The 14,423-nt window shown below is 60.5% G+C and carries 15 protein-coding genes; 4 read left to right on the top strand and 11 right to left on the bottom strand.

Going from position 1 to position 14,423, the window contains the following annotated elements; genetic code table 11:
• Positions 1-128 precede the first annotated feature (128 nt).
• The 3 genes from G7020_RS08515 to G7020_RS08505 all read right to left on the bottom strand — a co-directional run bounded on the left by G7020_RS08515 (position 129) and on the right by G7020_RS08505 (position 2,787).
• Positions 129-650, bottom strand: coding sequence for a hypothetical protein (locus tag G7020_RS08515; protein ID WP_181083703.1), 522 nt, complete (start codon positions 648-650; stop codon positions 129-131).
• Between the two features lie 100 nt (positions 651-750).
• Positions 751-2,520, bottom strand: a complete 1,770-nt coding sequence (locus tag G7020_RS08510) for a sodium:solute symporter family protein (RefSeq protein WP_181083701.1) — start codon at positions 2,518-2,520, stop codon at positions 751-753.
• Positions 2,521-2,523: 3 nt separating this feature from the next.
• Complete coding sequence (locus G7020_RS08505) at positions 2,524-2,787, bottom strand: DUF4212 domain-containing protein (protein WP_181083699.1); 264 nt, start codon at positions 2,785-2,787, stop codon at positions 2,524-2,526.
• A gap of 732 nt (positions 2,788-3,519) precedes the next feature.
• Here G7020_RS08505 and dbpA point away from each other — a divergent pair.
• From dbpA to G7020_RS08490, 3 genes are all read left to right on the top strand, one after another.
• Entirely contained in the window at positions 3,520-4,899 is a 1,380-nt protein-coding gene (gene dbpA, locus G7020_RS08500; RefSeq protein ID WP_181083697.1) for an ATP-dependent RNA helicase DbpA, read from the top strand.
• Positions 4,900-5,035: 136 nt separating this feature from the next.
• Entirely contained in the window at positions 5,036-7,234 is a 2,199-nt protein-coding gene (yccS, locus tag G7020_RS08495) for a YccS family putative transporter (RefSeq protein WP_181083695.1), read from the top strand.
• Between the two features lie 45 nt (positions 7,235-7,279).
• Positions 7,280-8,464 (top strand): aminoacetone oxidase family FAD-binding enzyme, encoded by a 1,185-nt coding sequence (locus tag G7020_RS08490; protein ID WP_181083693.1) that lies wholly within the window; start codon positions 7,280-7,282, stop codon positions 8,462-8,464.
• Positions 8,465-8,569: 105 nt separating this feature from the next.
• Here the strand turns inward: G7020_RS08490 and G7020_RS08485 are convergent, their stop codons facing one another.
• The 4 genes from G7020_RS08485 to G7020_RS08470 form a co-directional block, all read right to left on the bottom strand.
• Positions 8,570-8,758 (bottom strand): hypothetical protein, encoded by a 189-nt coding sequence (locus G7020_RS08485; RefSeq protein WP_181083691.1) that lies wholly within the window; start codon positions 8,756-8,758, stop codon positions 8,570-8,572.
• A 155-nt stretch (positions 8,759-8,913) separates the two neighbouring features.
• On the bottom strand, positions 8,914-9,270 hold the full coding sequence (locus tag G7020_RS08480) for a hypothetical protein (protein WP_181083689.1): 357 nt from the start codon (positions 9,268-9,270) through the stop codon (positions 8,914-8,916).
• A gap of 187 nt (positions 9,271-9,457) precedes the next feature.
• Positions 9,458-9,931 (bottom strand): hemerythrin domain-containing protein, encoded by a 474-nt coding sequence (locus G7020_RS08475; protein ID WP_181083687.1) that lies wholly within the window; start codon positions 9,929-9,931, stop codon positions 9,458-9,460.
• A gap of 70 nt (positions 9,932-10,001) precedes the next feature.
• Positions 10,002-10,280, bottom strand: coding sequence for a DUF3509 domain-containing protein (locus G7020_RS08470; protein WP_181083685.1), 279 nt, complete (start codon positions 10,278-10,280; stop codon positions 10,002-10,004).
• Positions 10,281-10,734: 454 nt separating this feature from the next.
• Between G7020_RS08470 and G7020_RS08465 the strand changes: the two genes are divergently transcribed.
• Positions 10,735-11,115 (top strand): response regulator, encoded by a 381-nt coding sequence (locus tag G7020_RS08465; RefSeq protein WP_181083815.1) that lies wholly within the window; start codon positions 10,735-10,737, stop codon positions 11,113-11,115.
• A 56-nt stretch (positions 11,116-11,171) separates the two neighbouring features.
• On the opposite strand, the gene fba is transcribed toward G7020_RS08465, so the two are convergent.
• From fba to G7020_RS08445, 4 genes are all read right to left on the bottom strand, one after another.
• Positions 11,172-12,236, bottom strand: coding sequence for a class II fructose-bisphosphate aldolase (fba, locus tag G7020_RS08460; RefSeq protein ID WP_181083683.1), 1,065 nt, complete (start codon positions 12,234-12,236; stop codon positions 11,172-11,174).
• 206 nt (positions 12,237-12,442) lie between these two features.
• Entirely contained in the window at positions 12,443-12,778 is a 336-nt protein-coding gene (locus tag G7020_RS08455; RefSeq protein WP_181083813.1) for an MliC family protein, read from the bottom strand.
• Between the two features lie 29 nt (positions 12,779-12,807).
• A complete protein-coding gene (locus G7020_RS08450; RefSeq protein WP_181083681.1) occupies positions 12,808-12,999 on the bottom strand; it encodes a hypothetical protein in 192 nt (63 codons plus the stop codon).
• Between the two features lie 230 nt (positions 13,000-13,229).
• Positions 13,230-14,393 carry a phosphoglycerate kinase gene (locus G7020_RS08445; protein ID WP_181083679.1) on the bottom strand — a complete coding sequence of 388 codons (1,164 nt, stop codon included), beginning with the start codon at positions 14,391-14,393 and terminating at the stop codon, positions 13,230-13,232.
• Positions 14,394-14,423 lie beyond the last annotated feature (30 nt).

The following is a 14,423-nucleotide window of genomic DNA, read 5'->3' as shown; positions in this document are numbered from 1 at the left end:
GCCGAGGATCATCATCCTTGGCAAGCCGTTGTATCGCCTGAAAAACCAACCCTCGAAGCATGCGCCCCAGCTAACCATGCACGCGACAGGTTAGCCATTACGCAAAGCAGCGACCTTTCAGCGTTATTTCAATAGCGATCAGACGCGCAAGTGGCCCGGTAAAGCGGCGCATCGGCATCCAGTTTGATCATGCTTTCGAACTTCGCTTCGCCTTTTTCATTCAGCCTGAACATTACCTTCTCATCACAGAGAAGTTGATAAGAATCACTTTTTACAGTGGACATCAGGTGATGCTTTTCAAAGCGATACAGTACGAAACGGGCAATTCGCCCATTGGCCGTATCCTCGACCAGCACATTGGCGCCATCAAGTACTGTATAGGCCAACGGCATGGGAAACAGGGTCGTCCAGGGCCGCCACAACATATGCCCATCTTCGCTCGAAACAACCACCGAGCCCTCCGGCAGACGTGCCTGCTTGGTCTCGAACCAGGTGTATTCATAATGAATGGTGTAACCGAGCATACCTAGACCGGCAAATACCGGGATGATCCATTTCGGCAGTCGATTGCGAGTCAGATTACGCAACACCAGCGCAATCCCAGCACCCGCCAGGCCGGCGCAGATTGCAGCAATGAGATGCCAGATCATAGAAACTTTCCTCAAAAAAATCGGGCTTCCAAATGGAAGCCCGACTTGTATCTCAACCGTGGATCGGATTTATCAACCCGACTTCTGGCCGAATTATCACTTAGTGATCAAGCGCAGCGCCAGCACCTTTCGGGGTACGAACGCTTTCTACCAGATCCTGGATCTCCTTCGGCGGAGCCTCGGTAGCCATGGATACGGCATAGGCTACAGCGAAGTTCAGCACCGCACCGATGGCACCGAAGCCCTGCGGGGAGATACCGAATACCCATTCACCCGGTACGTTGGCGAAGGTGTTGGTGCCAGGGATGAAGAACCAGCCCAGGTACAGGAAGATGTACACCGAGGTGCTCACCAAACCAACCAGCATGCCGGCAACGGCGCCCTTGCTGTTCACGCGCTTGGAGAAGATCCCCATCATCAGCGCCGGGAACAGGCTCGATGCGGCCAGACCGAACGCCAGTGCCACCACCTGAGCCGCGAAGCCCGGAGGGTTCAGCCCCAGCCAGGTAGCCAGGATAATCGCGCCGGTCATGGACAGACGAGCCGCCAGCATCTCGCTCTTCTCGCTGATCTTCGGATTGATGATCGTCTTGATCAGGTCATGACTGACAGCCGAGGAGATTGCCAGCAGCAAGCCCGCAGCAGTGGACAGTGCAGCAGCAATGGCACCCGCAGCGATCAGACCGATTACCCAGCTTGGCAGGTTGGCGATTTCCGGGTTGGCCAGAACGATGATGTCGTTGTTGACGGTCAGCTCGTTGCCGTTCCAGCCGCGCTCCTGCGCAGTGGGAGCGAAGGCAGCGTTGGCGTCGTTGTACATCTGGATACGGCCATCGTTGTTCTTGTCTTCCCACTTGATCAGGCCAGTCTGCTCCCAGGTATTGATCCAGCCCGGACGCTCTTCATAAAGAATCGCCTCAGCCTGCGGACCTTCCGGATAGATGGTATCGACCAGGTTCAGACGCGCCATGGACGCCACCGCCGGAGCAGTGAGGTACAGCAGGGCGATGAAGATCAGCGTCCAGCCAGCGGACCAGCGGGCATCAGCTACGCGCGGTACAGTGAAGAAACGGATGATGACGTGTGGCAGACCAGCGGTACCGATCATCAGCGACAGGGTGAACAGGAACATGTTCAGTTTGTTGTCGACATCTGCGGTGTAGGCAGCGAAGCCCAGGTCCTGAACGACGCTATCCAGTCGATCCAGCAGTGGCATGCCGGTCTCGACGTGGGTACCGAACATACCGAACATCGGGATCGGGTTGCCGGTCAGCTGGAAGGCAATGAACACGGCCGGAATGGTATAGGCGATGATCAGTACGATGTACTGAGCCACCTGGGTGTAGGTGATGCCCTTCATGCCGCCGAATACCGCGTAGGCGAACACGATCGCTGCAGCGATCCAGATGCCGGCTTCGTTGCTCAGCTCCAGGAAGCGGGAGAAGGCAATACCGGCACCGGCCATCTGGCCGATCACATAGGTTACGGAGATCAGGATGAGGCAGATAACCGCTACCAGACGCGCACCACGGCTGTAGAAACGGTCACCGATGAAATCCGGTACCGTGAACTTGCCGAACTTGCGCAGGTAGGGTGCCAGCAGCATCGCCAGCAGCACGTAACCACCGGTCCAGCCCATCAGGTAGACGGACGTACCGTAACCGCCGGCAGCGATGATACCGGCCATGGAAATGAAGGAAGCCGCAGACATCCAGTCAGCCGCAGTCGCCATCCCGTTGGTCACGGGATGGACGCCACCACCGGCAACGTAGAACTCCTTGGCGGATCCGGCACGAGCCCACACCGCAATCCCGATATAGAGCGCGAAGGATGCGCCCACGAACAACATGTTAATCCAATACTGGCTCATGGGTTATTCCTCAACGCCGAATTCTTTGTCCAGTTTGTTCAGCCGCCACGCGTAGTGGAAGATGATCAAAATGAACGTAATGATCGAACCCTGTTGAGCGAACCAGAAGCCCAGATCCGTTCCCCCGACCGGGATACCGGACACCAATGGACGCAAGAGAATGCCAAAGCCATATGAGACCAGAGCCCAGACCACCAGGCTCCATGTTATGAGGCGAACGTTCGCCTTCCAGTACGCCGCAGCGTTTTTCTTATCTTCTTCGGTCATCGCCGTTTTCCGCCTTATTGTTATGCAAGTGAGGGAAACCCACACGCTGAATTTAGCAAAGGTGGGTTCTCGAAAGTAAGCCCCGACTTTAGTCTGAACACCCTGATCAACGCGCGCTGTCCATTGAGCCAGAGCGTCTGCGCGAATTCTCTCGGGAGCAGCTAAAGCATCGCTGGCAGATGCTCGATGTCGGTCCGGGCCGAGGCGGATGCACGACGTCGATGAGGAGCAAAAGCAGCCAACCGGACACCAGACGTCAGCCGCGCAAAGCCATGACCTTGCGGTTTGCGACAAGCTCACAGGCAGCCAAAAAAAGGAAGCGACAAAGAGCGCGCAAGTGCACCATTAATTGAATTGACGGAAAAACATATTCCTCTAGAACGGTGCAACAACAACTTCCAGGAAATTACAAATAAACGTCATTAAATAAAATCAAGGAGCCAGAGATCAATCAGCTATCAAAGAAAACAGGAACAACTCAGGTTTGATCTGGCAGAGACAAACAACTCATCGGCCATTCTTTCACATCCATATTACAGCCACACTTCAATCTTGCCGGAATCACTTCAGCCGCCTGGAAAGTAAAATCCGATCTCTCTGGGGTCCACTTGCTGCGCAATGGCAAAACTCTCGATGCAGGCGTTGCCACGGGTGCGTTGACGCTGCGCTTTCGTGAGGCAGCCCGGGCCGGTCTGTTAGACTGCTTGCCGGTTCCTTATAGATGATGCCCCTGTGCCCAGTTCAGCCTTCTCCACCCTGCCCCTCAGCCCGGCCACACTGGCCAACCTCGACGCCCTCGGCTATGCCGAGATGACGCCGATCCAGGCCCAGAGCCTGCCGGTCATGCTCAAGGGCATGGATCTGATCGCCCAGGCCAAGACCGGCAGCGGCAAGACCGCTGCCTTTGGCATCGCCCTGCTGGAACCGCTCAACCCACGCTACTTCGGCTGTCAGGCGCTGGTGTTGTGCCCGACCCGCGAGCTGGCCGATCAGGTCGCCAAGGAGCTGCGCCGGCTGGCCCGCGCCGCCGACAACATCAAGATCCTGACCCTGTGCGGTGGTGTTTCCATCGGCCCGCAGATCGCTTCGCTGGAGCATGGCGCCCATGTCATCGTCGGCACGCCAGGGCGTATTCAGGAGCACCTGAAGAAGGGCACGCTGAAGCTCGATGGTCTCAATACCCTGATACTCGACGAAGCCGATCGCATGCTCGACATGGGCTTCTACGACGCCATCGCCGAGATCATCGAACAGACGCCGAGCCGACGACAGACCCTGCTGTTCTCGGCAACCTACCCGAGCGGCATCAAGCAGCTGTCCGCCACCTTTATGCGCGATCCTCAGCAGGTGAAAGCCGAGGCGCTGCATGACGATGCACAGATCGAGCAGCGTTTCTACGAGATCGACCCGGAAAACCGCATGGATGCCGTGGTCCGTGTGCTCGCCAGTTTCCGCCCGGAAAGCTGTGTGGCTTTCTGTTTCACCAAACAGCAATGCCAGGAACTGGTCGAGCAGCTCAGCGCCAAGGGCATTTCCGCCATGGCGCTCAACGGCGATCTGGAACAGCGTGATCGTGACCAGGTGCTGGCGATGTTCGCCAACCGCAGCCTGTCGGTACTGGTGGCCACCGATGTCGCCGCGCGCGGGCTGGATATCGACGCCCTGGACATGGTGATCAATGTCGAGCTGGCGCGTGATTCGGAAATTCATATCCATCGCGTTGGCCGCACCGGGCGCGCCGGCAGGAAGGGCATCGCCATCAGCCTGGTCGCGCCCGCCGAAGCCCATCGCGCACGCGCCATCGAGGAACGTCAGAAGGCGCCGCTGAACTGGCAACCGCTGGGCAACCTCAAGGCACAACCGGGCGAGCCACTGCAACCGCCGATGGCTACCCTGTGCATCGGCGCGGGGCGCAAGGACAAGCTCCGTCCCGGCGATATCCTCGGCGCCCTGACCGGCGATGCCGGCATCCCCGGCACTCAGGTGGGCAAGATCGCCATCTTCGACTTTCAGGCGTTCGTGGCCGTCGAGCGCAGTGTCGCCAAACAGGCGCTCCATCGCCTCAATGCCGGGAAAATCAAGGGCCGCTCGTTGAAGGTCAGGGTGTTGTAGGTCAGGTCACGCTTCACCGACCCGACGAGCGGATCATCAGACGTTGTAAAGGCCGGCACCCGATGCGTCAAATGACGTCTTCCGATCGTCGGATTACGCCTTCGGCCAATCCGACCTACCATTAGGATTCGATCCGATGCGTTCACCCTCTGTTGGCCACTCCCTGCGTCGCCTCTGGGCGCTGGACAAGTTCGGTTACAGCCTGCGGGTGCTGATCGCACTGTCGGCCAGCATGGGGCTGAGCTGGTATCTGGATGAGCCAGGGATGGTGATCCCACTGTTCCTCGGCGTCATCGCCAGCGCCCTGGCGGAAACCGATGACAGCTGGTTCGGACGACTCACGGCCCTGCTGGTGACGCTGCTGTGCTTCAGCATTGCCGCCGTGTCGGTACAGTTGCTGTTTCCCTACCCCTGGTTGTTCACGCTGGGCATGGCGGCGGCGGCCTTCAGCCTGATCATGCTCGGCGCACTGGGCGAGCGTTACGCGACCATTGCCCAGGCCACGCTGATCCTCTCCATTTACAGCATGATCGCTGCCGACCAGCGCGACGGTGCGATGCTGCACCCCTGGCGCGACCCCTTGCTGCTGCTCGCCGGCGCAGCGTGGTACGGCCTGCTGTCGGTGTTCTGGAACGCTTTGTTCGCACATCAACCGGTGCAGCAGAGCCTGGCCAGGCTGTATCGCGAGCTGGGGCAGTATTTCAAGCTCAAGGCCGCGCTGTTCGAGCCGATCCACCAGCTCGACGTGGAGCAGCAGCGCCTGCAGCTGGCGCAGCAGAACGGGCGCGTGGTCAGCGCCCTGAACGCCACCAAGGAAACCCTGCTGCATCGTCTCGGCAATGGTCGGGCGGGGGTGAAGATCAACCATTACCTCAAGCTGTATTTTCTTGCCCAGGATCTGCACGAGCGCGTCAGCTCCTCGCACCATCCCTATCAGGCACTGACCGAGGCATTCTTCCACAGCGACGTGCTGTTTCGCTGCGGGCGCCTGCTGCGCCTGCAGAGTGTCGCCTGCCGCGAGCTGGCCAGTGCGATCCGGCTGCGACAGCCGTTTCGCTACAGCGAGGCCAATGCCCAGGCGCTGACCGACCTCGAAGCCTCGCTCGATTACCTGCGCCAGCAGAACAACCCGGCCTGGCGCGGTTTGCTGCGTTCGTTGCGCGCCCTGTCGCGCAACCTCTCGACGATGCAGCGCCAGCTGTCCAGCGCGAGCAATCCCGACGCTCTGGAAGGCGAGCAGGACAGCAGCCTGCTGGATCGCCAGCCGCAGTCGCTGCGCGATGCCGGCAACCGTATCCGCCTGCAACTGACGCCCACCTCGCTGCTGTTTCGCCACGCCCTGCGCATGAGCCTGGCGCTGGTCTGCGGCTATGCGGTGCTGCACGCGATCCACCCGGAACAGGGCTACTGGGTACTGCTGACCACCGTGTTCGTCTGTCAGCCCAACTATGGCGCAACGCGGATCAAGCTGGTACAGCGGGTGACCGGCACCGTCCTCGGCCTGGTCGCTGGCTGGGCGCTGTTCGACCTGTTTCCCGGCCAGCAGATCCAGGCCCTGTTCGCGGTGATCGCCGGCGTGGTGTTCTTCGCCATGCGCAGCAGCCGCTACACCCTGGCGACGGCGGCCATCACGCTGCTGGTGCTGTTCTGTTTCAATCAGGTCGGCGATGGCTACGGACTGATCTGGCCACGCCTGATCGATACCCTGCTGGGCAGCCTGATCGCCGCCGCCGCAGTCTTCCTGATCCTGCCGGACTGGCAGGGCCGTCGCCTCAACCAGGTGGTCGCCAATACCCTGAGCCGCAGCGCCGACTACCTGCGCCAGATCATGCACCAGTACGAGAGCGGCAAGCGTGACGACCTGGCCTATCGACTGGCCCGGCGCAACGCGCACAATGCCGATGCGGCGCTCTCGACCACGTTGTCGAACATGCTGCTGGAGCCCGGCCACTTCCGCCGGGATGCCGAGACCGGCTTTCGCTTCCTGATCCTCTCGCACACCCTGCTCAACTACCTGTCCGGCCTCGGCGCGCACCGTGAAAGCCTGCCCGACGATGCCCGCGACGAACTGCTCGAAAGCGCTGCGCAACAGCTGGCCAGCAGCCTCGACGAGATGGCGGCGGCGCTGCAGAACAAACAGCCCCTGGCGGTACACAGCGAAGCGGAAGAAGCGCTGGCGCAGCAGCTCGAACAGACCTCCGACGACATGGACGATGCCCACCGCCTGCTGCAGACGCAACTGGGGCTGATCTGCCGCCAGCTGGCTCCGCTGCGCAGCATGGCGGTGCACCTGCTCAAGCAAACGGGCGCGCCTGCCGAGACAACCGCGCGCTAACATACGCGGCTGTTCTAATGCGGCTGTTCTAACGAGGGCCATGCAGTGCCAACCACAGACGTCACCATCATCGGCGCCGGCGCCGCCGGCTTGATGTGCGCATTCAGCGCCGCCGCGCGCGGGCGCCGGGTATTGCTGCTCGATCATGCCAACAAGGCCGGCAAGAAGATCCTCATGTCCGGCGGCGGGCGCTGCAATTTCACCAACCTGTATACCGAGCCGGCGAACTTCCTGTCCGCCAATCCGCACTTCTGCAAGTCGGCACTGGCCCGCTACAGCCAGTGGGACTTCATCGAGATGGTCGCCCGCCACGGCATTGCCTATCACGAGAAAAAACTCGGCCAGCTGTTCTGCGATCACAAATCCAGCGACATCCTGCAGATGCTGCTGGATGAATGCGCACAGGCCGGCGTCGAGCTGCGCCTGGATACCGCGGTACAAACAATTGAAAAAGTCGCCGAGGGCTACCAGCTACAAACCAGCGCTGGCGCCATCGACTGCCAGTCACTGGTGATCGCCACCGGCGGTCTGTCGATCCCGACGCTGGGCGCCAGCGGTTTCGGCTATCAGGTGGCGCGCCAGTTCGGCCACAACGTGTTGCCGACCCGCGCCGGACTGGTGCCCTTCACCATCACCGATCCGCAACTCAAGGCCATCTGTGGCGAGCTGTCCGGCACTTCGGTGGAAGATTGTCTGGTGAGCTGCAACGGGCAGAGTTTTCGCGAGAACATCCTGTTCACCCATCGCGGCCTGTCCGGACCGGCGATTCTGCAGGTGTCGTCCTTCTGGCAGGCTGGCGATGTCATCGAGATCAACCTGCTGCCGCACCTCGACCTTGCCGAGTGGCTTGCCGAGCAGCAGCGCGAGCGCCCCAACAGCGAGCTGAAGACGATTCTGGGAGAGTTGTTCACACGCAAGATGGCAGGCTTGCTGAGCGAACACTGGTTCACCTCCAGGCCGCTCAAGCAATACACCCCAAGCGAACTCGAACGGATCGCCACAAGGCTCGCCGCCTGGCAACTGGTGCCCGCCGGCACCGAAGGCTATCGCACCGCCGAAGTTACCTTGGGCGGGGTCGATACACGCGAGGTTTCTTCCAAGACCATGGAGTCGATGAAATCACCCGGCCTGTATTTTGTTGGCGAAGTACTGGATGTCAGCGGTCACCTGGGCGGTTTCAACTTCCAGTGGGCCTGGGCCTCGGGCTATGCGGCTGCGCAATATGCGTAGGACCGGGTATCCGTAGGGCCGCATTTTTCGACCACCTTCGTTCGCCTTTGCAAGAGGCGTGTACGTTCGGCCCACCAGACCGTCGAACAGGCACAAAGCCTACGGCTATTCATTGGTCCTGTTCGACGGCGGCGAGATTTCTCGAGGCCCCGCCGGGTCCGTTGCGGTGTTCTGGTATTCCTGTTGATTCCTGCTGTTGTTATCCAGCGCCGAAGGCTCTTCCTCCGGCGAGCAGGCCATCAGCAGCAACGAAACAGGAAGCGCCGCCGCGGCAACCAACAAGTGCGATTTCATGTCGTTCGTTCTCCCGCAATGACGCTTCGTGCAGGCGTTTACCAAGCCTTTGAAAACCTAGGCGAGGCAGGCAAGACCAGGCGCGTTAGCCGCAAGCGGCTTGCTGAGGCTGTTTGGCGCAGTATTGCCAACGCAGGTAGTTTTTCAACGGCTTGTTATTGCCCGCTGCCAGTGGGGTTAGGCCCAGTCCCCGTACCCGGCTCGGTTTCCAGGCTGCCATCCGTATCGGAATTGTCCATGGCGCCAGGATTGGCAACACCGGTACCGCTGTTCGTTTCCACGCCACCTGCCGTGCCCGTGCCAGTGGTAGCGCCGCCCGTGGTGCCGGTAGTGCCGGTTCCCGTGCCACTGCCAGTGGTTCCGGTATCGGCAGGCGGCGTGCCAGGCACGGGCGCGGCAGGCTGCTCGGTGGTTGGCTGCGGCGGCGGCACCTCGCGTTCACGGTCTTCATCCGGGCCACAACCAACCAGCAACAGACCGAGAATCGGTGCAGATAAATAAGCAAGACGCATGGGAAAAACCTCCAAAGATTGAGCCGGCCAGGTCGCCGACGACAGTCGGATCTACGATCCTCTCGGCAATTGACCCCGCGCGGGGGACAGAGTGCCCCGCATGCGCCATGCCGGCCCGAGGTCATTGCCCAGCCAGAGCCTGATCCCGCATCGTCACAAGCCCGAAGCGAGATCAGCTCCAGATGCTTCAGGCGGCCTGTCTGGCGCTGAATTCCTTCTTCAGACGATTCCTCAGCTCGACCATCTGCTCACCCATCTCTTCCAACCGGGCCTTGTCGAACAGCTCACGAGCCGTGGGGAACATCTCCGATTCCTCCTCCTCTATGTGATGCTCGAGCAGCTCCTTGCACACCTTGGCACGCCCGGAAAACTCCAGGCTGCCTGGGTCCGTCGCCTTGAGATCAGGCAGTACCAGGGCATCCACGGCCCGGTGCTCTTCCTTGGCCTCGTGGTACATCTTCGCTTCTTCCTTGCCACCGGCTTCCTTGTAGGCGGGATAGAGGATCTGCTCTTCCAGCTGGGTGTGAATGGTGACTTCCATTTCAAGCTTGCCCAGCAGCTCGGTGCGCGTCTTGACGGCCCGCTCCGTGCTGTCCGTCAGGCGCGTCAGTATCTCTTTCACTCGTTCATGGTCTTCGATCAGCAGGTCAATGGCATTCATGCGAAATTCCTCATCCTTATCAGGTTTACGACGCTCCGGACTCTGCGGCCCGGTCGGATCGTTAGCTTGCTCAGGCGTAATCGTAAGTGGGCAGCCGTGTGCGGCTCTGACTCTGCAAACGGGCAATGGCCGGTGACATTCCGGCCTCGAGGGCCAAGTCTCGGCGAATCGAGCTGATGACCCACTCCAACTGCACTGCGGTTTGCGTCTGTCCTTTGGAAACCGCTCGCTTGATGACCTCGCGGCCATCGTTACGCAGGCTCAGCAGCAACCCGCCATCCGGACGCTGGGTGGTCAGTACTTCAAACTCGGGGAAAGCGGCAGTGAGAACTTTTTCAGCGACGATCATTGTTATGTACTCCGATTATGGTCCAGCCCCCATAATCAGAGCAGCCTTCATGCCAACGCACTCACATTAAAAAACCTTTTAAATCAAATATATACAGCGAACAGTGGCACTTTGAAGCCATGCAAAACGCAAGAAGGCTAATGACAGAGCATGCATTCTGAAGTGAATTGATTACAGCCAAGACTTTCGGACCACACATAGAAAAGGAGGAAACATGCGCCATGTCAGCGGGCGCCATGGTGTCCGTTTGTCGTATTGCGCTGCTACCCTGCGACCGCGACGCTGGGGCAACGATGACTGCCTGGCAACAGTCTGTGAAACCTCGACCGACCTATGCCCTGCCCAGCGGGATGACCGCACGGCTGATCCTGCTGAACCCAAGAAACACCGGCGGTCGAAGATCAGGACTTGCCATTATCGACACCGTACGTTCGAAGACATCGAGAAAGCCTCAATGAATCAAGCGTCAGCAAAAGTCGTCCTGATTGTCGAAGACGAACCACAGATTCTCCATCTGCTGAGCGACTATCTGTCCGACGAAGGCTATCGGGTACTGGCTGCCGAAAATTCGACCAGGGCCTTTGAAATCATTGCGACCAGGCCGCATCTCGATTTGCTGATTTCCGACTTTCGCCTGCCGGGCAATGTTTCGGGCGTGATGATCGCCGAACCTGCGCTCAAGCTGCGTCCCGATCTCAAGGTGCTCTTCATCAGCGGCTACCCTATCGAGATCTATGAGTCCGGCAGCGCCATCGCACGTACTACGCCAGTACTGGCCAAACCCTTTTCGCTGGACTCGCTGTACAACCAGGTTCGGCTGCTGCTGGCGGATTGAACGTCTGCGCAGCAATGAAAAGCCCGCATTGAGCGGGCTTTTCATTTACCGAAGAATCAGTTGATCTTCGGGTCCAGCTCACCGCTGGCGTAGCGCTGGAACATGCCTTCCAGGGAGATCGGCTTGATCTTGCTGGCATTGCCGGCGGTGCCGAAGGCTTCGTAACGGGCGATGCAGATGTCGCGCATGGCCTCGATGGTCTTGGCGAAGAACTTGCGCGGGTCGAACTCGCTCGGCTGCTCGGCCATCATGCGGCGAATGGCGCCGGTGGAGGCCAGGCGCAGATCGGTGTCGATGTTGACCTTGCGCACACCGTACTTGATGCCCTCGACGATTTCCTCGACCGGCACGCCATAGGTTTCCTTGATGTCGCCACCGTACTGGTTGATGATCGCCAGCCACTCCTGGGGCACCGAGGAAGAGCCGTGCATCACCAGGTGGGTGTCGGGGATGCGCGCGTGGATTTCCTTGATGCGCTGGATCGACAGCACGTCGCCAGTCGGCGGTTTGGTGAACTTGTAGGCGCCGTGGCTGGTACCGATGGCGATGGCCAGGGCATCAACCTTGGTTCTGGCGACGAAGTCGGCAGCCTCTTCCGGGTCGGTCAGCAGCTGGCTGTGGTCGAGCACGCCTTCGGCGCCGACGCCGTCTTCCTCGCCAGCCATGCCGGTCTCCAGGCTGCCGAGGCAACCCAGCTCACCCTCCACGGACACGCCGCAGGCATGGGCGAAGGCTACGGTCTGCTGGGTCACGCGGACGTTGTAGTCGTAGTCGGCGGGCGTCTTGCCGTCTTCACGCAGCGAGCCGTCCATCATCACCGAGCTGAAGCCGAGCTGGATCGAGCGCTGGCAGACATCCGGGCTGGTGCCATGGTCCTGGTGCATGCACACAGGGATATGCGGGAATTCTTCGATCGCCGCCAGGATCAGGTGGCGCAGAAAAGGCGCGCCGGCGTATTTACGCGCACCGGCGGAAGCCTGAACGATCACCGGGGAGTCCGTTTTGTCGGCCGCTTCCATGATGGCGCGCATTTGCTCGAGGTTGTTGACGTTGAAGGCCGGCACGCCGTAGCCGAATTCGGCGGCGTGGTCGAGCATCTGGCGCATGCTGATAAGTGCCATGTTTTCCTTTCTCCCGGTTTGGGTCGTTTGATCGTGTAACAGGCCGTTGAAAAACTATCTATGTTTTTCAACGGCCCGGTAAAGCCTGCCGCAGAGGCCGGCGCTGTTCAAGCACCGCGCGGTATGGCGCGGCATTGTAGTGGTGGATGAGGCAAAAGCCATCAGGAGCGGTAAATCGCAGCCAAGCTCCCGCGACAATTACGGCATCAAAAAGTAATCAGCGAAGCACTGCAACCATGAGCCAGCAGCTTGTCATCGGCCAGTCGGTAAACCAGCGCCTGGTTGCCCTTGTCATGGAAAGCCACCACGCCATCGCTATAGAAAGCACCACGGGTAGCGGGTTCCTTGCGCAGATGATGAACCTTCTCGCTGTTGCCGATCTTCAGATCCACGCTCTGGCGTTCGGCATCCGCGTAACGCCAGGCAATGTTCTGCTGGCTCTGGCATTTCCAGCGCACGAAGGGCGCATCGGGGCCGGACTGCCAATGATGGCAGCCACCGAGCAGCATGGCCGCCATCAGCACGAACAGACCTTTCATCACAGCTCCTTGGGTGGGCGCACTCCGGCCCATCAGCAATCCTGTGCATCGGCGGCGGTGCCGGCGGTAGGGTCGCCGGTACTTTGCATCTGCATCCGCTGATCTCCCTGTGCGGTCGGACTTTCCACCGGCGGCGGCGCGAACACTTCGCAGGCCGAATCCGGCGCGCCACCGGCACAACCGGCCAGCCCCAGGCAACAAACAGCAATTGCGGCATAACGCATGGTGAGTCTCCATTCCGTGATCGGACAGAACAGAGACAGCATCAAGCGTCGGGGGTTGCCAGGGCAATCGCGCTACGCGTCCAAAAAGCCGAAACAGCGCTGGAAAGCTGAAGGCTGGACGAACAGCCACCTGACTCCAGGGTCTGCGTTTTCTCGTTCAGCTTTCCAGCCTCCAGCGCTTTTTATCGAACCATTACGCCGTAGCGCGAGCCCTGCATGGGCTGCCTGGCTTATTGCGCGGCGCGCTGCTCCAACACTTCCACGGCGGGCAGCACCTTGCCTTCGACGAATTCGAGGAAGGCGCCACCACCGGTGGAGATGTAGGAAATCCGCTCGCCCACGCCGTATTTGTCGATGGCCGCCAGGGTGTCGCCACCACCGGCGATGGAGAACGCCGGGCTTTCGGCGATGGCTTCAGCCAGCACCTTGGTACCGTTGCCGAACTGATCGAACTCGAACACACCGACCGGGCCGTTCCAGAGAATGGTCTTCGAGGACTTGAGCAGCTCGGCGAAATTGGCCGCGGTCTGCGGGCCGATGTCGAGAATCATGTCGTCCTCGGCCACCTCGCCCACCGCCTTGACCGTCGCTTCGGCATCCTCGGCGAAGGCCTTGGCCACCACCACGTCCACCGGCAGCGGCACGCTGACCTTGGCCGCGATGGCCTTGGCGGTGTCGACCAGGTCGGCTTCGTACAGCGACTTGCCCACCGGGAAACCCGCGGCAGCCAGGAAGGTGTTGGCGATACCGCCGCCAACGATCAGCTGGTCGCAGACCTGGCTGAGGCTGTTCAGCACGTCCAGTTTGGTCGAGACCTTGGAGCCGGCGACGATGGCGGCCATCGGCTTGGCCGGGCTCTTCAGCGCCTTGCCCAGCGCATCCAGCTCGGCGGCCAGCAGCGGGCCGGCACAGGCGATATCGGCGAACTTGGCCACGCCGTGAGTCGAGCCCTGGGCGCGGTGGGCGGTGCCGAAGGCATCCATGACGAAGACGTCGCACAGCGCGGCGTATTTCTGCGCCAGCTCGTCGGTGTTCTTCTTTTCGCCCTGGTTGAAGCGCACGTTTTCCAGCAGCACCAGCTCACCGGGCTTCACTTCGACGCCATGGAGATAGTCGCGGACCAGCGGCACTTCGCGATTCAGCGCCTTGCTCAGGTAGTCGGCCACCGGCTTGAGGCTGTCTTCCTCGCTGAACACGCCCTCTTCGGGGCGCCCAAGATGCGAGCAGACCAGCACCGCCGCGCCCTTCTCCAGCGCCAGCCGGATGGTCGGCAGCGAGGCCAGGATGCGTGCATCGCTCTTCACCGCGCCATCCTTCACAGGCACGTTGAGGTCCTCGCGAATCAGCACGCGCTTACCCTGCAGGTCGAGGTCGGTCATCTTCAAAACGGTCATGGGGTCTTCCTTAAATTCAAGAACGGCGAT

The organism is Stutzerimonas stutzeri (assembly GCF_013522825.1).
GTDB lineage: Bacteria > Pseudomonadota > Gammaproteobacteria > Pseudomonadales > Pseudomonadaceae > Stutzerimonas > Stutzerimonas stutzeri_AK.
This window is presented reverse-complemented; position numbering and strand designations above follow the sequence as displayed.